This is a genomic window from Pedobacter alluvionis, assembly GCF_003664035.1.
Lineage (GTDB): Bacteria > Bacteroidota > Bacteroidia > Sphingobacteriales > Sphingobacteriaceae > Pedobacter > Pedobacter alluvionis.
The window spans coordinates 393,667-413,349 of record NZ_RCCK01000010.1; the positions used below are offsets into that span (position 1 = coordinate 393,667).

Consider the following 19,683-nt stretch of genomic DNA (forward strand, 5'->3'; position numbering starts at 1 on the left):
ATATTTTGTCAGCTTTGCAACTGTGTATTAGATTGATGTTTTTGTTAGGTTACAATATTTTAACATTTTGATAGAGAGTTTAGATTATTGTAGAAAAATAAAGGCATGGAAGTTTATTGCTGGTGCATAATGCCTAGTCATGTACATTTAATATTTAGAGCAAAAAATAATAATCCAGGCGATGTACTACGCGACTTTAAAGTACATACATCCAAGAAACTTCAGAAGGAGATTAGTGAAAATATACAAGAAAGCAGAAAAGAGTGGCTGCTTTGGATGTTTAAACGAGCAGGAGACAAAACCAGTAATGTAACAAATGGCCAGTTTTGGCAACAGCATAACAAGCCTATTGAGCTGTGGTCAAATGAAGTAATTGATCAAAAAGTCGATTATATTCACAACAATCCAGTTGAGGCAGGCTTTGTAACAGAAGATTACCATTGGAAGTATAGTAGTGCAATAGATTTTTCTGGAGAAAAGGGTTTGTTAGAAATTGATATGGTTTAAGTTAATTTGGATACGAGCTACAAGCTCGCACCAGCTCGGGAATCACTCACCAGAACTATGCAAATTCATGCATGTCTTGAGTATGCCGGAAACGAAAAAAGCCCGAAATATCTCTATTTCAGGCTTTTGTTTCTTCAGCGGGGATGAGGGGATGCCTCTGCAACATCTGTAAGGAATTTTGGCTATTATTAAGGGAATTTACAAGAAGTAATTTGTCTCGTAATTTAAGCCTTAAAACCGCTTAAAATAAGTTGCTTGATCAATTTACGCAGAAAAATTGACCACTTTGCCGAAAAACAAATAGCAATTTTGAGATATCCAAGCTTAAATTTCGTTATATTTCCATAAGCCGGAAATGGTAAGCAAAGTTAGTCCAGGTTGTTTTTCACCATAGCTAAAAACACAAATATATTTTGAATGACAAGACGGACAATCTGTTCCAAAGTACAATGTTGGTAAATCATTTACTGTCAATTCTCCAAAGTGAAGTAAATTTATGGAGGTTTCGGAGACAATTTTATTCTTTAATAATTCATTTTTAGCTAAAACCTTTTCATTATTGTGCAATTGAAAAATCGGGAATCCTGATTCGTAAGGTGTTATTTTAACGATATTTTCATGGCCACAGTTACAACATTTGAATTTTACTGCTGCTGAGTTACCGATCTCTGCATTACTGAATGTGTTTTTGGCAACAGAAACCTGTTTTTCAATGAATATTTTTTTTGAAATGGAATACATCTAAATAATTTTATTGTGCAATAACTACGCCCACAGCTCCCGGGTATTTTCCACTCGGGTTTTTCTTAATTGTTACTTTAATATACCCTTCCTGGGCCAATTTATTCCAGGTTTTTTGGTAGCCAGTCGCTGGATCGATCGGGATTTTCCACATGGTCTGCTTACCATTGCCCACCTGATTAAACCAGGGAATAATATCTGCTGTTTGGCCTTTGAAAGTTAATGAATTATTTAAAACTTCGATTTCATAATAAAAATCATAAGTATTTTCCGGTTGATTCAAGGCTCTTTGCCCGAAGGTATACACAGATCCATTGATGATTGGACTTGTAAAACTTCCTCCCAAGGTCGGAGCCCCTGTTCCGCTGTAGGTTCCAATCGCACCACTGTATCTATCGTATTTTTGTCCCATCGTGATTGGTGTATCATCTACTGTATTGTAACCTCCGTTTGCAGGTGGCCATTTTCCGTTTAAATTGTTGTTTATAAATAGCGTTTCCAGTTCGCCCCACTTTTGTTTCTTGTATAAATCGTAAACCTGATCCCTCATCGTCTGGCTTACAATGTTTGAAGGATCATAGGTCGCAGCCAGTTGGTTTGCGTTTTTGTAAAATTCAGTAGGTGCCGTAATTGGTGGTTCATCTAAAAGACCATCCTTATCGGAGCGGCAAGCCACAGAGAATAATGCGATGTTTAAAAGTAGTAGGTACTTTAATAAATTTTTCATAGCTGTTAATTTAGTTTAGTAAAATGATGATTTTTGAAAATAGATGGGTAATGAGAGTAAAATAATACATTATATGTATTGCTAATCTAATATTTTTTAATTATAAAAGCTACAATTGAATAAGAATATTCGCTACATATTGCCCTCCTTACTAGTGCAAATATTAGTGGGGAGGCAGCTGGGTGGAGGACTTGTGCATTCACTATATTTAACTAGCTGAGATTTTTTATAGAAATTAATATATTGATTTAATGAATGCCCAAGTCGGGCTTTTGCTCAGGCCGTGGGCGCTAAGACTTGTGCTAGATGGAGGGAGCATTAACTTTAAGGCAATTAGATTAGAATTGCAAATAGGATGCATTAATCTTCGTCAACCTCATCATTTAATATATTGTACAAGTTCTTAGGTAGAATAATAGAAGATGGAATAGGCACCAACTTAAAAGTCCCGTCCATGTATTGAATTTTAATCGCCTTTAGTTTTGCGGTTTGCACCAAATCTGAGAACCAAACATAAGAAAACTCATAAGAGCCTGTTTCTTTTTCTTTTATTGGGCCGACTGCTTTCATAGTCCTAATTGTCTGTCCTTTTGATGAAACTACATCACCAACAGCATTATAGCCGACAAAAGAAAACCAAATATATTTTATTGTTTTCTTTGCTGGATTATACACTTCTATTTTTGCACTCGTTCCGCTTGTGTATTCACTTTCATCGTAGTAACTCCAGTTCAGAACTGCCAGTCCTTTTGTTTTTGTATTGTCTAAAAATGCAAATGCTTTCTTTAAATCATTTCTATAGATTACATCCGCAGCATAACTTGCTTTAGATTTTATGCTATCTAATTCACTAGCATCCCACGTGTCAAATGCTTTTTGATCCTCCTTGTTTATTTTTAGAAAGTCGGGGTTTATGTATAGTTTTCTGTTTTTATAATATACTTCAAAAACATCTCCATATTTATACTTAATGAACGAGCTTACAATCACTAAAGTTTCATCATCTAGGTTGACATCATGATTACCATCAATCACACTTTTAACTGGAACATTACCATCCACAACCCCAAATATCAGATACTTTACTTGCCCAAAGGCTAACAACGGCAATAGTACGATTAGTGTTAAAAGTGTTCTTTTCATAATGAGTTTCAATTTAGTTCTATCTAATGTATGGAATAGGAATGTAAAACAAGTGATTATTTTGTATGCTGCGGTACGGGAAACCTAAAGGAATGCATAAACAGAATGGTGAGGCTTTAGGGTGCTAAAAAAATGGTGTAAGCAATCCAGTTCATACCATTTATAATTTTATCCTCATAGCAACAAAAGGAATAATCAAAGATAAGATTATTTTAAACGATAAACCACTCCAAAAGTACCCCCCCTTTGATACCCCTATCGAAATATAGAGCAATAAAAAAGCCTCTAACGTTATGCTAAAGGCTTAATTTGCTTATTGCATTGCGGAGAGTGGGGGATTCGAACCCGCGGACCCTTTAACAAGTCAACAGTTTTCAAGACTGCCGCAATCGACCACTCTGCCAACTCTCCGCCGCAAAAGTACAAACTTGAAGCAAATCTGCAAATAATTTCTACTTAAATAATTTAATTAATATTTTAAGCCTTGCTAATCATTTAGTTAGTGGGTATAAAAAAAGCAAAAAGCATCAATATACAGCTTTTTTAAGCCGTTTATGTTGGGGTTTTGTGTTTGTATTTTGAATTATGCAGCCTGTTTTGGCAAGATTTTTTCGTGTTCGACCGATAAAATTCCATTTCCTTCGATGGCAAAACAGATTAATCCAACCAGTACTGAAACCGAAAACCAAAATTCTGAGTAGGGTTTAAAAATGCCTCCCGAAATATTGATAAAGAATACGGCCCCGATCAGTATCGGTAAATTAATGAGACAAAACGTACGCGTATAGGTACCCAGGGTAATGGCTAAACCACCAATTAGGTGTAATACGATAATGAAATGTGCCAGTAAGCTGATGCTTATTGCTGTACCTAAAAATGCACCGCGCATGAGGTTGCTAAATGCCGGCATATTGATGTAAAAATCAATGCCCTTCCAGATTAAAACAAGGCCTAATAAGATTCTAAAATAATCTAACCATTTTGGGTGGTGATGATCGCCCCAGTTCTCGATTTTCTTAAGCATTTTCATAACTTATATATTTTGGTTAATACAATTTAAGGATAATAAAAGATAATAACAATGGCTGGCTAATTATTTGATTTTGAGATGGAAAATAGAAGGAATTGAGGTGTGAAAAGAAAGATCGTCATTGGGAGTAACCATCAGTTCAGTGGCCTGAAAAAAATAGGAATGAGGTCCTATATGCGCTTTCTAATTTATTAGGTTTAAGATTTTGCATCCTGTAAAACTCATTGAGCTAAGATGTCTAAAGTGGTCGTAAAAATTAAAGACTACGCTGTTTAATTAACCACCTTAGACACCTAAGAACATCTGATTCATTAAATAATCCTTTAGGCTTTCACACCATATAAGAACACGTAAGCTTATATGGTCCTTAAATGTCTTATATGGTCAAAAAAAATAACACTGAATATCAGTTTTTACATAAACGTCATTATAAGGTACGAAGCAATCTTACAACGATCGCTGCTAGCGTGTGCATTAAGATTGCTTCCCCGAAAATCGGGGCAGGCTGTCGGCTGAAAAAGCCTTCTCCATTAAGATGCTTCGCGATTTATACCCTTTAAAATTACCCTTTTTTCTTTCCTGCAATACTGCTGTTCAAATAATCAGTGGGCGACATTCCAAACTGTTTGGCAAAATTCCGTCCGAAATGCGATTGCGAGCTATACCCCACCATTTCTGAAATTTCGTAAATTTTCAATAGTCCTTCGTTTAAAAGTTCAGCAGCTTTTTTTAATCTTGCTAAATTAATCAGTTCATTCGGACTCAGGTTAGAAATAGATTTGATTTTCCGGTATAGGGTTGGCCGGCTCATGTTCATCTTCTCTGCCAGGTGTTCTACATCCAGATCCTGATCGCTGATGTTTTTGTTAATGATATCCTGTAATTTTTCCAAAAACAACTCATCTGCCTTAGAATGGGCAATGCTTTTCAGGTGGAGGAGGGGAGAATTGGAGAAATATTCTTTGATCTTATTTCTGTTTTTAAGCAGACTGGAAATCTGCACCTGCAAAAACTCGGGCGAAAAGGGCTTTTCTACATAGGCGTCGGCACCCAGCTCTAAACCTTCAATTTTAGATTGTAATGAATTTTTGGCAGTAAGCAGTATCACCGGAATATGGCTGAATTCCAGGGTCGATTTTACTTTTGTACAAAATTCAAAACCATCCATTTCGGGCATCATTACGTCACTAATAATGAGTTGAACAATTTCACGTTGTAATATTGCTAACGCTTCTATGCCGTTTCTGGCCTGTAAAACATGGTATTTTTCATCCAGGTCATCCGAAATGAAATCAAGGATATCTTCATTATCATCGATCAATAATACCACGTTTTTCTCTATTTCCTGTTGATCTTTCATCGTGAGCGTACCTACAATTTCTTCCATTTTCCGTTCAGGTTAAATTCAATAAGTTGATGGATGGGCAGTTCTAATACAAATATATTAAAATGGTGGTCATTAATATCCAGGTACAACTCGCCGCTATGCAACTGTGCGAGCGATTTGGAAATGGAAAGACCTATGCCCGTTCCAGTGGTGATTTGCGTTTCTTTAGCCCTGAAAAAAGGCTCAAAAATCTTCTCCTTGATTTCTGCAGGTATTTTATTGCCGTCGCTTTTAACGGAAACTTTAAATTTATCCTGTTCTGCTGATTTCGATAAACTGATTTCAGCTGTCGTTTTTCCATATTTAATGGCATTGTCAACAAGGTTGCTGATAATTTTGTAAAAAGCTTCCACATCGATATAGGCATGGAATGCTTTTTCGGGCAACTTGATGGTATAACTGATATTCCGTTGCTCGGCTGCGGGCTGAAACTGGATAAAAATATCCTTTAATATCTCGCTGATATCAGCTTTTACAAAGTTTAATGAAAATTCGCTGGTTTCGGTTTTTCTGAAATCCAACAATTGGTTGGTTAATTTGAGCAACCTATCGGTGTTTCGACCCATGATCCGTAAATTCTTTTCTATTGCGGGTACAGCATCAGCCTGTTTAATCAGTTTCTCCATCGGTCCGATAATCAAAGTAAGCGGTGTCCTGATTTCGTGTGCCACATTGGTAAAAAATTCGATCTTCGCCTGATAAACTTCTTTTTGTTTTTCATGCTCAAAAACTTCCATGCGCCTGCTGTTTTTGAGTGCAATTTTTCGATGGTACCTGCGCACCAGGAAGAAAGTGATTCCGCTTATAGCCATCAAATAAAGTAGATATGCCAGTGGGCTGAGGTAAAAAGGAGGACGTATTTTGATCAGAAGTTTAACATTTTTGGTGCTCCAGTTGCTGCTTCCTTCAACCAAAGCTTTTACTTCAAAAATGTAATTGCCAGGGGCAAGTTTGGTAAAGTAAACCTTCCGGTTGGTTTTTAAATATTCCCAGTTTTTATAAAGCCCCGTCATTTTATAAGCATACTCTGTCATTTCAGGCGATAAATAACTTAAGGCAGCAAAATCGATACTAAATGATGATTGGTTATGGTTAAGTTCGATGGTATCGGCATAAACAATCGATTTATTAGCGACAGAATCTTTCCCATGTAAACCGATTTCCAGACTGTTGACCTGAAACCCCGTTATAAATACCGGCGGCTCATAATTTGTTGCCTTTAAACTGGCCGGATTAAAACTTACCAGCCCTTTTACGCTCCCAAAATAGGTTCGGCCATCTTCATCCTGATAGGCAGAACTGTAGTTAAACTGATCAGTAAGTAATCCGTTGGCTTTAGAATAGGTCTTACTCAACCCCGTAACGGGATCAAAATGGATAAGGCCGCGTGTACTACTGATCCAGAAATTATTCACCGCATCTTCTTCGATACGGAACAGGTAATTACTGGGAAAGCCATTTTTTATTCCGTAACGTTTAAATTGATGTGTTTTCTGATCAAACCTGCAAAGTCCACCACCATCCGTAGTTACCCAAATATGCTGTTTGCTATCTTCAAAAATACTGTTTACGCTGTTATGGCTTAAACTTTTTGCATCTGTTGCAATATTTCGATAGTTCACATGGCCCGGTCTGGATAAGTTAAACTTAAATATACCGTCGTTAAAGCTGCCTGCCCAGACATTACCCTTACTATCTTCCATAACCGAATCGTAAAAAATAAAAGGGAGGCCAGCAATCGGGTCGAAATCATCTCTTTTGCGATTATAAAGATAAATCCCGTTAATGGTTCCAACTAAAATTTCACCCGACCGCGTTTTACAAAAAGTAACAATAAAATTGGTACGTAACGCATTTCCAACACCTGCCTGGTAATGTTTAATTACCTTTTCTGTTTTCAGGTCTAAAACATCTAAACCATGTTCAAAAGTGCCAATCCAGAGTTTGTCGCCGTCAACCAATAACCCATGGATATTGGAATAGGCAATACTTCCGGGTTTTCCGTCGGGTAAAAAGTGTTTAAATACGCCTGTTTTTACGTCGAGTTTGTTCAGTCCCGCATCCTCCGTACCAATCCATAAATTCCCATTCCGATCTTTTGTAATTTCCCTCACATCGCTTCCACTGATGGAATTTGTGCCTTTTTGCGGAAAGTATTTGGTAAACAGCGAAGTCTGGCTCGAATAATAGTTCACTCCCCCGAAGTAGGTGCCGGTCCAAACCCCGCCTTCACGGTCGACACAAATGCTATAAACAGCATTATCACTTAAAGAATAATCGTTATTATATTGTTTTTTGAGGTGTATAATTGCCCCACTTTCATCATTATAAATGTAAATGCCCGATTCTGTAGCAATCCAAAATTCATGCGGGCCTGTTTTTTTGATATCCCGAACAAAAATTGGCGTTTGGTCGTCGTTTAGTCTGAGTATATTTTTTGATGTTAAGGTAACAGGGTTGAAAAGTTTAACACCTTGATTGGTCGTGCCAACCAATAAATTTCCATTTTCAGTCTCTGCAATTCTGGATACCCAGCCATATTCGGTTTTGGCATTTTTTCCATTAATATTAAACTGCTGAAAATTATTCGTTTTAGGGTTGTATTTCTCTAACGTCCCCTTTCCGGTACTGATCCATACACTTCCATCCTTTAAAATCGTTACCAGGGAGGCATCGAACGGTGCATTAAGGCCAAAAGCCTGTAGTTTCCTGGTGTGCTTTTGATATAAATATATTTTGAATGAAGATAGAATCCACAAATTTCCACGCAGATCGCTCGCCAGGTCTGTAATCCGCATCCCTTTAGTCTCTTTAATAAGGGCGAAGGTTTCTTTTGTTGGATTGTATTGATACACGCCGTTGTTTGTACCAACCCAAAGTGTTTGTTCGTGATCATGGTGAAGTGCTGATATCAGATCATTGCCTAAACTGCCAGCTTTTTCGGTATCATTTCGGTAGGTTTTAAAAGAATAACCGTCAAACCGGTTCAAACCATCTTTAGTGCCAAACCACATAAAGCCGTTCCCATCCTGCACACTACAAAAGGCCGTATTATTAGAAAGTCCGTTCTCTACCTGGTAATGCCTGAAATAGTAAGGCTGCGCCCAAAGCAGGTTGGCCGAAAATAACAGGTATAAAAGGATGATGAGTTTTTTCAAGATTTATTGGTCAGTAGCTTCAAATATATTAAAGAAATGTTTTGCTTTCAGGTTAATTTGAGTTTGAGAGGATACGTAGAAAAATTGAGACAGATTCTATTTTTATTTGGGAAAGCCTTAAAGATAGGAACTCAGTTTTTATAGAAATGAAACTGCGAACTGCCAACTGCGAATTGTAAACTGATTTGGGCGTTCCCTAAGCTGCGCAAAGGTCGGGCTTTGCAGGGCTGCGCTTCGCTCCGGTGCCGATGAAGGATCGGTACTGGACCCTTACAATCCCTAACGCAAACCCACGGCTTTATAGACCTCGCAGGTTTTTAAACAGCGCAGTCCTCAATGAGGCCATTAAAAATAAATACAACGCTGAATTAAACCTGCGAGGTCTGATCTAAATTAGGGCTACAGGCCTGTGTTAAATAAACTTGATAGAACGAAAAGCCCGGATCTCAATTTTTCATCCTACCGTGTGGACATATCTTTTTTGAGAATAGTTTAGGCATTTTGCTAACTGATTTTAATAAGGCACAGGTTTTAGCGAAGGACGCAGTCAATCCCAAGTGGCAGAAGGATCAAAAAAACATGTGCAATACAGAACAAACGGCACTACCAAACCTGAAACGCAGTGGTTTTGTGTTCATAAACGATAATTAAAAGCTATAAAGGAATTTGAACACAAAACAAAGTGCCGCTGTTTTTTTGATGAGCATGGGGCAGTGTGAAGCCACCTTGTTGGATTGACAAAGCGCTTTGGGTACTTTGGCGCTCCAAAGTACCATGCCACTGCGGCATAGAGCAGTAGAAGAATGTTATGAATTATATCAAAATGATAGGAGTGTTCATCGGTAGAGAACTTGAAGAGATAGCAGGGCTTCCCTAACCGAAACGTGCCAGCCCCATCATTTCCAAAAAACAATGACCACTTCAGCAACATATCGGTAACGCGACAACTGTCAATTGCCAATTAATCTGGGCGTTCCCTAAGCTGCGCAAAGGTCGGGCTTTTCAGGGCTGCGCTGCGCTCCGGTACCGATGAAGGATCGGCACTAAACCCTTACAATCCCTAACGCAAACCCACGGCTTTATAGACCTCGCAGGTTTTTAAACGGCGCAGTCCTCTATGAGGCCATTAAAAATAAATACAATGCTGAATTAAACCTGCGAGGTCTGATCTAAATTAGGACTACAGGCCTGTGTTAAATAAACCTGATAGAACGGAAAGCCCGGAGCGAAGTATGAGTGAGGAATGAAGAGATAGCAGGGCTCCCCAAACCGAAACGTGCCAGCCCCATCATTTCAAAAAAACTGTTGCTATAAAGATCCTGAGCTGAACTCAGGATGACGCATTGAGCGGCATTCTCCATGTGTTCCGTGCCTCCGTGGCAAAATCGTCCTAATCAAATATCTGTAGTTAAGTCTCATTTTCAGTTAACTCCATGACAAAAGTCATTCAACACAAATCGAGACAAAATGGAGAAATATTGATACAAATACGTATCCTGAGCTAATGCTAAAAACTGAATCTTTGAAAAGAATTAAATCGAACTAAAACCATTTACTTCTAGTATTTAACCAAATTCCTAACCAAATATGAAAAGAAGTTTACTCTACTATGGCGGCTTTGTACGCATGGATTGGTACTTGCTTCAAAAGATGTTTTTGAAACGCAAAATCCTATCTGCTATTTTTACCTCAATTACCTTAGTCTTGCTTTCATTTCAGCTTAGTGCACAGGAACAAAGCACCGTGACCGGTACTGTTACTGACGAGAAGGGTGAAACAGTTGTGGGTGCCAGCATTAAAATTAAAGGTACCAGCACAGGGGCAACAACTGATGCTGACGGAAAATTTAAAATCCAGGTGGCAGATAAAAATGCAACCCTGATTTTTATTTATGTAGGTTATGTCAACCAGGAAATTGCGCTGGCAGGTCGTTCGCAGGTTAACGTTAAACTTAAACCCTCCAACAACGATCTTTCAGAAGTAGTGGTCGTGGGGTATAACACACAGAAAAAAGAAGCCATTACCGGGGCCATCTCCTCCATTAGCAGTAAAGACCTCGAAAAAGTACATGGCGGTTCAACCGTGAGTACAGGCCTTGCTGGTAAACTGCCCGGCGTTTCATTCAGGATGCCTGATGGTAGACCGGGATCGAGTGCCAACATCCAGATCCGTAACATGGGTAATCCATTATATGTAATTGATGGTATTCAACAGGATGCAGGGCAGTTTAATAATATCTCGCCCAACGATATCGAAACTATCAGTGTGCTAAAAGATGCTTCGGCCGCTATTTATGGTAGCAGGGCCGCTAACGGGGTAATTTTGGTGACGACTAAAAGAGGTAAAAACAGTACGCGTAATACCTTTAGTGTTGATGCTTATACCGGATGGCAGAATTGGGTACGTTTCCCTGAAACTACCGATGCTTACCAATGGATGTTGGGAAAGGCTACCGCAGAATTAAACCAGAACGGCAAAACAGATATTACCCCGGCAGAACTTGAAAAATGGAAAGCCGGAACAGAATATGGCTATCAGAGCCAGAACTGGAGAGATATCATCATTGCGCCAAATGCACCGCAATCTTCGATTAATTTAAGTGCTTCTGGTGGCAGCGACAAAGTGAATTATTACTTTTCGGGTACACACCTTGATCAGAAAGGGGTATATGGAACGGAACGTGAATTCGATTTCAACCGGACCAACATCCAGAGTAATATAGAAGCTAAAATAACTGACCGTTTTAAAGTAGGGATGTTGATCAACGGCCGTATAGAAAGCCGCGATCAGCCAGGCGTACCGGGTGGTGACGATTATTTTGCTGCACGTTTTGCGCTTTTGAGAAACAGGCCGACTGAACAGGCTTATGCCAATGGTAATCCGAATTACCCGAATGATATCGGGCACAATACGGAACAGTTTGCCGTACAGAGCAAAGCCTTAACCGGTTACTGGAAATCAGACTGGAGGGTTTTACAGACCAATTTATCAGCAAGTTACGATACGCCTATAAAAGGTTTAGAGATAAAAGGTTTATACTCTTATTACATTGCCGATAACGTGATCAATGGCCATGAGTATACTTACAATGTCTATACTTATCATCCTGAAACTGGTGTTTACGAAGAAAAAGTTGGAAGTTCTAACCCTTACCGGGAACGTAGAAACGAAAAGATATACACCAATACCTATCAGTTACAGGCCAACTACAACCGTACTTTTGGTAAACACACTGTTGGTGGCGTTTTGGTAGCGGAGCGTTTAGACCGTTTTAGAACCTATACTTTCCAGCATGCCGTACCACAGACCAATATTCTGCCTGTTTTGCAGTTCGCTGATATGGACGGACAGGATTTCGCTGATATTCAGGAAGAAGAAGCCCGTATTGGTTACGTAGCCAGGGTAAACTATAATTATGACAATAAATATTACCTGGAACTTTCTGGCCGTAGAGATGCCTCATGGAAATTTGCACCCGACAGGCGTGTAGGTTATTTCCCTTCAGCATCCATTGGTTGGAGAATTACCCAGGAGAAATTTATGAAATCGCTTTTAGGCGAAAGTACTGTCTTGAACGATTTGAAACTTCGTGCATCTTATGGTGTGCTGGGAGATGACGATCTCGGTATTGACCCTTTCGCTTACATTCCGGGCTATAGATACAACCAGGGAAGTGTGATCTTAGATGGTAAGAATATTACCACTTCAAGGGATAAAGGTCCGATTATCAATAACCTAAGCTGGCTGAAAAGCAAAATGACAGATATCGGTTTAGATTTTTCATTGTTTAACAGTAAGCTAAGCGGAACGGCAGATTATTTCTATAGAAAACGTACCGGTTTAAAGCAGGTTAAAAATGATGTTGTGGTGCCTATTGAATTGGGATACCCGCTGGCAGCAGAAAACCTGGAAAGTGATGCGCAGTTCGGAGCAGAATTCGCGTTAAATTACAGGGATAAGATCGGAGAATTTAACTACAATGTTGGTGGAAATATTTCCATTAGCCGAAGAAAATTTTTAGATCAGTATAAACCGCGTTACGGCAACTCGTGGGACAATTACAGAAATAGCTATAACCAGCGTTATACCGATATTTTCTGGGGATACGAGGTAACTGGGCAATTCCAGAATATTGATGAGATCAATAATTATAAAGTAAACATTGATGGACAGGGAAACCGCTCTTTATTGCCGGGCGATTTAATTTATAAAGATCAGAACGGCGACGGTGTGATTAATGACCTGGATCAAAGACCGATTGGATATACCACACAAGGTCAGCCGAACATCGGCTTCGGTTTCACCATAGGCGGTTCTTACAAAAACTTTGATTTTTCAGCAGATTTTTCAGGCGGAGCCTTGTACTCATGGAACCAGAACTGGGAACAGCGATGGGCATTCCAGAATACAGGTGCTTTATTGCAGAGTTTTGCTGACGACAGCTGGCACCGTACCAATCCATACGACCTGAACAGCGCATGGATTCCTGGGAAATATCCTGCATTACGATTTAATGATGGCGGACACAGCAATTACAACAAAAACTCTACTTTTTGGCTGCACAATGTAAGGTATCTGCGTGCCCGTACGCTTGAGGTCGGTTATACCATACCCAAAAAATGGGCCGAAAAAATCAAGATCCAGAATGCCAGGGTTTATGTTAACGGATATAACCTCTTTTCTATCGATAACCTGAAAGATTATGGTGTAGACCCTGAAATTGCAGATGATAACGGATTACAGTACCCACAGAACAAGTTTTTTAATATCGGTATTAAATTAACGCTGTAACATGAAAAAGACTAATCAGATGAAAAAAATTATATATGCATTTGCTGCCATCGCCTTTTTGAGTTTTGCGCAGTCGTGTAAAAAAGATTCAGAATTTTTAGATAAACAACCTACCAGTACCCTGCCGATTGATGCGGTATGGAAAGATCCAAACCTGGTGCTTACCGTTGTTGGCGATCTTTACGACCGCTATCCAGATTACCAGACGATCGAGGCATGGTGGACTTTTGCCGTTTTTGACGAAGGTTTTGCCTCCGCCAGCGGTGATTATTTCCGTCACCAGAATTTAGAGTATGGTTATGATGCCTGGAGATACTGGGACATGGGTGTTTACGGTTATATCCGTGACCTGAATATGTTTATTAAACGCGGGCAGGAATCTACCGCTTTAAAAGCAGAAGACCGCGACCGTTTCCTTGCCGAAGCGCGTTTTATCAGGGCGGGGGTATATTTCGAAATGGTAAAAGCAATGGGCGGTGTGCCGTTGATCACAACCGTTTTAGATTATAATTATAGCGGCGACCCAAGTTACCTACAGTTTCCAAGGGCAAAAGAAACCGAAATTTATGATTTCGTGATTTCAGAACTGGAAGCCGTAAAAACCATACTGCCTGATAATCCGACTGTACAGAGCAGGGCTACAAAAGCTGCGGCATTAGCCATGGAATCAAGAGCAGCATTATATGCGGGTTCAATCGCCAAATACAGCAACTCGCAGTTGAGCTTGCCAGGTGGAGAAGTGGGTATATCATCGGGTCTGGCCAATGCTTATTTTACCAAATCCTTAGCTGCCGCAAAAGAGATTATCGATGGCGGCAAATATTCGCTTTACAAAAAGAACCCTAATTTATCTGAAAATTTCGCCGCGCTTTTTACTGATAAAGGCAGTAATCCGGAAGTGATTTTTGCGAAAGATTTTAAATTGAAAACCAATAAGGTTCATGGTTTTACGATCGATAACCAGCCACGTTCTTCTGCAGAGGAAGCGCAGGGTGGACGTTTAAATCCATCGTTAAACCTTGTTCAGTCTTTCGAAAAACTGGATAATACTTATGCATCCATGGCCTCGGTTGATGGAAGTGGTAACCCGGTTTATTACAGCGGTATCACCGATATTTTTGCGGGTCGTGATGCACGCTTGGCAGGAACGGTAATTCTTCCGGGAACGCAGTTTAAAGGCAAAACCGTTGATATCTGGGCTGGCTACCAATTGGCCGATGGTTCTATCGTAACAGGCGATAACTTCGGACAGAACAAAACGAATGTTCTTCCGGGAAATGCAGGTTCTGTACAAGTGGTTGGTGCTGATGGTCCTGTAGATGGACTCGAATTCAGCGCACAGTCAGGCTTTTATGTTCGCAAATATTTAGATCCAGCAACAGGTTCAGGACAGATCGGTACCCGCAGTGATGTTTGGTGGATCCGTTACCGTTATGCCGAGGTATTGTTAAATGCAGCCGAAGCAGCTTTTGAACTGGGCGATCCCACTACAGCAGCTAACTATATTAAACAAGTAAGAGATCGTGCAGGATTAACTGTTGCTTTAACCCCGGCAGAGATCACTTTCGACCGTATTGTACACGAGCGTAAAGTAGAATTAGCCTTCGAAGGACATGAACTTTGGGATATGAAACGCTGGAGACTGGCTGATAAAGTTTGGAACGGCAATAACATGTCTGCAGCCGATTTTATCAATGCAAACAATATTGGTAGCGCAACACGCACCAGTACGCAGGTATTTGGCTTGTGGCCATACAAATATTATAACCCTGGCAACGCAAACCATTTGAAATATATTTTTAAAGTGATTAAACCAAGCCGTGTAACCGCTGCACACCGTTTCCGTATCGGAAATTACTACTCTTCAATCGGGCAGGATGTACTTAACGGAAACCCTAAAATTGTAAGAAACCCTAACCAATAAGCAGATATAGATATGAAAATTAGATTTTATTTCATGATAGGGGCACTTATTGCCGTTCTTTTTGCTTCATGTAAAAAAGATAACTACGAAGCACCTGAAGCCGATTTTACCGGGCGGATCGTTTATAAAGGAGAACCCATCAGTGTTCAATACGGTCAGGTTAATTTCGAACTCTGGCAGTCAGGTTTTGGGAATTATTCCGCGCTGAATGTTAATGTGAGCCAGGATGGAACCTATTCTGCCAAATTATTCAACGGAGATTATAAATTGGTTTTTTCTCCAAACCAGGGGCCTTTTTTATGGAAAAAGAATGCTGCCGGAAGACAGGATAGCATTGCGGTAAACATTAATGGCAGTAAAACCATGGATATCGAAGTAATGCCTTACTACATGATCCGCGGAGCCACACTTACCGCTGCAGCAGGTAAAATAAATGCTTTTTGCAAACTTGAAAAAATCATCACCAATGCCGATGGCAAGGATATTGAAAATGTATCACTGTACATTAACAAAACACAATTTGTAGATGGTAGCAATAACATTGCTACCCAGCAGATCAGTGGTGCAGCCATTTCCGATCTCAACAACCTGAACATGAGTGTAACGATCCCAGGCATTACACCTACTCAAAATTATGTTTTTGCCAGGATAGGTGTTAAAATTGCCGGTGTTGACGATCTGATTTTTACACCAGTAAGTAAAATAGGTTTTTAATTTTTTTAAATTTTCGTCATTCCCGCGCAGGCGGGAATCTTAATGAACATGTAGCCAATCTAATCATTAGGCATTAAGATTTTCAATCAGGTTGGGAATGACGATCAATTGAAGTATGTTAATAATCAGTATCTTACCTTTAGCAGATCGTATTCAATGAAATATATTTTCGCCTTTTTTTTATGCTTCTTCATATTTTCTATCGGTAAAAACGTGTTTGCAAAACCGCTAAATGATACCCTTTATCTTGCCGATCCGACCATTTTTTTAGATAAAGGCCGTTATTATTTATATGGTACCAGTAGCGATCAGGGTTTTTTGGTTTATGTTTCAAAAAACCTTAAAACCTGGAGCAAAAAGTCAGAAAATAATGGATTTGCTTTAAAAAAAGGTGACGCTTTTGGGAGCAAAGGTTTTTGGGCTCCACAGGTATTTAAAAGGGGAAATACTTATTATATGGCCTACACCGCCGATGAGCAGATTGCCATTGCCCAGAGCAAAAGTCCTTTAGGCCCATTTAAACAGGAAACATTAAAAGCCATTTCTGGAACAGGGAAACAGATCGATCCATTTGTATTCACCGATGCAGATGGGAAGAATTACCTCTACCTTGTCAAACTTGACAATGGCAACCGGATTTATGTATCCGAACTGAAGGCTGATTTTTCAAATGTAATTCCAAACACTGCAAAGGAGTGTTTATCGGGAACCGAATTCTGGGAAAATACCTCAAAAACCGATTGGCCGGTAACCGAAGGCCCAACGGTTTTGAAAAGGAAGAATCTTTATTACCTTTTTTATTCTGCAAACGATTTTCGAAATCCCGATTATGCTGTGGGTTATGCCACTTCAAGCTCACCCACGGGGCCATGGAAGAAATATGTAGCAAACCCGATTATTAACAGAAAGTTGTTGAAATTCAATGGAACCGGTCATGGTGATTTTTTCACCGATAAAAACGGGGATTTGCAGTATGTATTCCACACCCATCATAACAATCAAAAAGTATCGCCAAGGGCTACAGCTATTATAAAGGCTGCTTTTGTGAAAGATAAAAACGGTACTGATCAGATGCAGGTCGACCCTAAAAGTTTTCGCTTTTTAATGCAGGGCGCAAATTGATTGCTTTTGTAGAAATTTTGAAACAAAAAAAAGGCTGGTTTCAGAAAAGAAATCACTTTTTTTAAAGATTGAAAAAATGCAGCAGCATGAGAAAAATAGCAGGTGTAAAGCTTTAAAAATGAATAGATTGAAACTAAAATTACTTTTCGCACTGTGCTTATTGGTGATGGGAGGGTTAAATGCACAAACATTTACCAATCCCCTGTTGCCATCCGGTGCCGATCCTTATAGTTATTATAAAGATGGTTATTACTATTATACCCATACTACTGGTAACCGTGTAGACCTTTGGAAAACCAAAACCCTTGATGGCCTTAAAAATGCCGAGCGGAAAACCATTTGGAAAGCACCAACCGGAACGATGTACAGTAAAGAAATATGGGCACCTGAGGTAATGTTTTTAAGGGGGAAATGGTATGCCTATTTTGCTGCTGATGATGGCAAAAATGAAAACCACCGCATGTATGTTTTAGAAAATGCTTCGGCCGATCCGATGAAAGGGGAGTGGGTATTTAAAGGCAAAATTGCCGATCCAACTGATAAATGGGCCATTGATGGTGATGTAATTGATTTTAAAGGTCAGTTATACATGATCTGGTCAGGGTGGGAAGGCGATGAAAACGGCAAACAGGAAATTTTCATTGCCAGGCTTAAAAATCCCTGGACAGTGGATGGAAACCGCGTAAAAATTTCTACTCCAAAATTCGACTGGGAAAAAAACGGCGACTTAGGCGGAGGAGAACATGTTGATGTAAATGAGGGGCCACAGTTTCTGGTGCACGGCAGCAAAATATTCATTATTTATTCGGCTAGTGGCTGCTGGACAGATTTTTATGCCTTGGGCATGCTTTCGGCTTCAGCAAAAAGCAACCTGCTCGATCCAAAATCCTGGACGAAAGCCGATCAACCTGTTTTTCAACAGTCACCGAAGGATGGCGTTTATGCGCCAGGTCACAATTCGTTTTTTAAATCTCCAGATGGGAAAGAAGATTGGATTCTTTACCATGCAAATGATAAACCAGGACAGGGCTGCGGAGGTTTCCGTTCTCCAAGGGCACAAAAATTTACCTGGAATGCAGATGGTACACCAAATTTTGGAACTCCGGTAAAAGCGGGATTGAGCTTACCATCACCATCAAACCGAAATAAAAAATAATCAGATAAATACCGATATGAATTTAAAAAAGTATGCGCTACTTACTATCCTGAGCCTATGCATTGGAACCGGCTTTGCGCAAAAAACAAAGAAAAATCCCGAACCTGCAAAAGTATGGTCGGTAGAGAAAGCCAATGCCTGGTATAGCGAGCACAAATGGCTAACCGGCGCAAATTACATTCCATCCAATGCCATCAACCAGTTGGAAATGTGGCAGGCAGACACTTTTTTCCCTGATCTGATCGACAAAGAGCTGGGCTGGGCAGAAGGTATCGGCTTTAATACGCTCCGTGTGTTTTTATACAGTAAAGCCTGGAGCCAGGATCCGACAGGTTTTAAAAAACGCGTGGACCAGTTTTTAACCATTACTCAAAAACACGGCATCAAGCCCATGTTTGTGTTCTTTGATGATTGCTGGAACAAAACTTCTGCCATTGGCAAACAACCTGAACCCAAAACAGGTATCCACAATTCGGGCTGGTTACAGGATCCAGGTGACCCTGCATTTAAAGAAGAAGCCAACTTCCCGGAACTGGAAAAATATGTAAAAGATGTGCTTAGCCATTTTGCACACGATAAAAGGATTTTACTTTGGGATCTATACAACGAACCCGGAAACAGCGGAAAATTGGAAGCAACTATTCCTTTGTTAAACAAAACCATCAGCTGGGCACGCGCAGTCAATCCCGATCAACCGATTTCAATTGGCTTATGGAGCTGGGGTTTCGAAAAACTGAATACCATACAGCTCGCCAACTCGGATATCGTAACTTATCATAATTATGAGGCGCCAGAGTGGCACCAGCGTACCATCGACCTGCTAAAGGCAAGCGGCAGACCATTGATCTGCACCGAATACATGGCACGATCACGCAACAGCCGTTTTTCCAATATCCTCCCGATGCTTAAAAACGAGAATGTTGGCGCTATAAACTGGGGCTTCGCTGCAGGTAAAACCAATACCAAATATGCCTGGGATACCCCACTTGCCGATGGATCTGAGCCGATCGAATGGTTTCACGAAATTTTTCAGCCCGATGGCACACCATACCGCCAGGATGAAGTTAACCTGATCAAAAAACTCAATAACAAATAAATTATTATCAGTCTGAGCGTAGTCGAAGACACTTAGTTGAAAAAAAGTCCTTTAACAGGCTACCATTGGCAAACTCCAATAAAACAGTCGTCATTCCCGCGTAGGCGGGAATCTTAATGCAATAGGCTTTAAGATTCCCAATCGGGTTGGGAATGACGACTCCTCGCAGCCTATCAATTCAAAAAAA

At 40.0% G+C, this 19,683-nt stretch carries 13 protein-coding genes and 1 tRNA gene; 7 read left to right on the forward strand and 7 right to left on the reverse strand.

Annotated elements, in window-relative coordinates:
• Positions 1 to 129 precede the first annotated feature (129 nt).
• Positions 130 to 507, forward strand: a complete 378-nt coding sequence (locus tag BCL90_RS01740; protein WP_244095031.1) for a hypothetical protein — start codon at positions 130 to 132, stop codon at positions 505 to 507.
• Positions 508 to 831: 324 nt separating this feature from the next.
• On the opposite strand, the gene BCL90_RS01745 is transcribed toward BCL90_RS01740, so the two are convergent.
• From BCL90_RS01745 to BCL90_RS01775, 7 genes are all read right to left on the reverse strand, one after another.
• Positions 832 to 1,248 carry a hypothetical protein gene (locus BCL90_RS01745; RefSeq protein WP_121282237.1) on the reverse strand — a complete coding sequence of 139 codons (417 nt, stop codon included), beginning with the start codon at positions 1,246 to 1,248 and terminating at the stop codon, positions 832 to 834.
• 10 nt (positions 1,249 to 1,258) lie between these two features.
• Positions 1,259 to 1,975, reverse strand: coding sequence for a glycohydrolase toxin TNT-related protein (locus BCL90_RS01750; protein ID WP_121282238.1), 717 nt, complete (start codon positions 1,973 to 1,975; stop codon positions 1,259 to 1,261).
• A gap of 360 nt (positions 1,976 to 2,335) precedes the next feature.
• Positions 2,336 to 3,118 (reverse strand): hypothetical protein, encoded by a 783-nt coding sequence (locus BCL90_RS01755; RefSeq protein ID WP_121282239.1) that lies wholly within the window; start codon positions 3,116 to 3,118, stop codon positions 2,336 to 2,338.
• A gap of 324 nt (positions 3,119 to 3,442) precedes the next feature.
• Positions 3,443 to 3,529, reverse strand: a tRNA-Ser gene (locus tag BCL90_RS01760).
• A 172-nt stretch (positions 3,530 to 3,701) separates the two neighbouring features.
• Positions 3,702 to 4,142, reverse strand: coding sequence for a DoxX family protein (locus tag BCL90_RS01765; RefSeq protein WP_244095032.1), 441 nt, complete (start codon positions 4,140 to 4,142; stop codon positions 3,702 to 3,704).
• 568 nt (positions 4,143 to 4,710) lie between these two features.
• The gene (locus BCL90_RS01770) at positions 4,711 to 5,535 is read right to left on the reverse strand and encodes a response regulator transcription factor (RefSeq protein ID WP_121282241.1); all 825 of its coding nucleotides are present in this window, start codon (positions 5,533 to 5,535) and stop codon (positions 4,711 to 4,713) included.
• Complete coding sequence (locus BCL90_RS01775) at positions 5,520 to 8,693, reverse strand: ligand-binding sensor domain-containing protein (protein WP_121282242.1); 3,174 nt, start codon at positions 8,691 to 8,693, stop codon at positions 5,520 to 5,522. Before BCL90_RS01775 ends, BCL90_RS01770 begins: the two co-directional genes overlap by 16 nt.
• 1,587 nt (positions 8,694 to 10,280) lie before the next feature.
• On the opposite strand from BCL90_RS01775, the gene BCL90_RS01780 reads away from it, so the two are divergent.
• From BCL90_RS01780 to BCL90_RS01805, 6 genes are all read left to right on the forward strand, one after another.
• Positions 10,281 to 13,484, forward strand: coding sequence for a SusC/RagA family TonB-linked outer membrane protein (locus BCL90_RS01780; RefSeq protein WP_244095033.1), 3,204 nt, complete (start codon positions 10,281 to 10,283; stop codon positions 13,482 to 13,484).
• Positions 13,485 to 13,503: 19 nt separating this feature from the next.
• Positions 13,504 to 15,408 carry a RagB/SusD family nutrient uptake outer membrane protein gene (locus tag BCL90_RS01785; RefSeq protein ID WP_121283419.1) on the forward strand — a complete coding sequence of 635 codons (1,905 nt, stop codon included), beginning with the start codon at positions 13,504 to 13,506 and terminating at the stop codon, positions 15,406 to 15,408.
• Between the two features lie 12 nt (positions 15,409 to 15,420).
• A complete protein-coding gene (locus BCL90_RS01790) occupies positions 15,421 to 16,122 on the forward strand; it encodes a DUF3823 domain-containing protein (RefSeq protein ID WP_121282243.1) in 702 nt (233 codons plus the stop codon).
• A gap of 156 nt (positions 16,123 to 16,278) precedes the next feature.
• Positions 16,279 to 17,244 carry a glycoside hydrolase family 43 protein gene (locus BCL90_RS01795; RefSeq protein ID WP_121282244.1) on the forward strand — a complete coding sequence of 322 codons (966 nt, stop codon included), beginning with the start codon at positions 16,279 to 16,281 and terminating at the stop codon, positions 17,242 to 17,244.
• A 118-nt stretch (positions 17,245 to 17,362) separates the two neighbouring features.
• Entirely contained in the window at positions 17,363 to 18,400 is a 1,038-nt protein-coding gene (locus BCL90_RS01800; RefSeq protein WP_121283420.1) for a glycoside hydrolase family 43 protein, read from the forward strand.
• A 16-nt stretch (positions 18,401 to 18,416) separates the two neighbouring features.
• Positions 18,417 to 19,496, forward strand: a complete 1,080-nt coding sequence (locus BCL90_RS01805) for a glycoside hydrolase 5 family protein (protein WP_121282245.1) — start codon at positions 18,417 to 18,419, stop codon at positions 19,494 to 19,496.
• Positions 19,497 to 19,683 lie beyond the last annotated feature (187 nt).

Bases quoted from the DNA above. Each gene is read 5' to 3' on its own strand.
- BCL90_RS01790 (WP_121282243.1), top strand. From the start codon at position 15,421: ATGAAAATTAGATTTTATTTCATGATAGGGGCACTTATTGCCGTTCTT.
- BCL90_RS01765 (WP_244095032.1), bottom strand. From the start codon at position 4,142: ATGCTTAAGAAAATCGAGAACTGGGGCGATCATCACCACCCAAAATGG.
- BCL90_RS01780 (WP_244095033.1), top strand. From the start codon at position 10,281: ATGAAAAGAAGTTTACTCTACTATGGCGGCTTTGTACGCATGGATTGG.
- BCL90_RS01805 (WP_121282245.1), top strand. From the start codon at position 18,417: ATGAATTTAAAAAAGTATGCGCTACTTACTATCCTGAGCCTATGCATT.
- BCL90_RS01800 (WP_121283420.1), top strand. From the start codon at position 17,363: ATGAATAGATTGAAACTAAAATTACTTTTCGCACTGTGCTTATTGGTG.
- BCL90_RS01785 (WP_121283419.1), top strand. From the start codon at position 13,504: ATGAAAAAAATTATATATGCATTTGCTGCCATCGCCTTTTTGAGTTTT.
- BCL90_RS01745 (WP_121282237.1), bottom strand. From the start codon at position 1,248: ATGTATTCCATTTCAAAAAAAATATTCATTGAAAAACAGGTTTCTGTT.
- BCL90_RS01750 (WP_121282238.1), bottom strand. From the start codon at position 1,975: ATGAAAAATTTATTAAAGTACCTACTACTTTTAAACATCGCATTATTC.
- BCL90_RS01740 (WP_244095031.1), top strand. From the start codon at position 130: ATGCCTAGTCATGTACATTTAATATTTAGAGCAAAAAATAATAATCCA.
- BCL90_RS01795 (WP_121282244.1), top strand. From the start codon at position 16,279: ATGAAATATATTTTCGCCTTTTTTTTATGCTTCTTCATATTTTCTATC.
- BCL90_RS01755 (WP_121282239.1), bottom strand. From the start codon at position 3,118: ATGAAAAGAACACTTTTAACACTAATCGTACTATTGCCGTTGTTAGCC.
- BCL90_RS01770 (WP_121282241.1), bottom strand. From the start codon at position 5,535: ATGGAAGAAATTGTAGGTACGCTCACGATGAAAGATCAACAGGAAATA.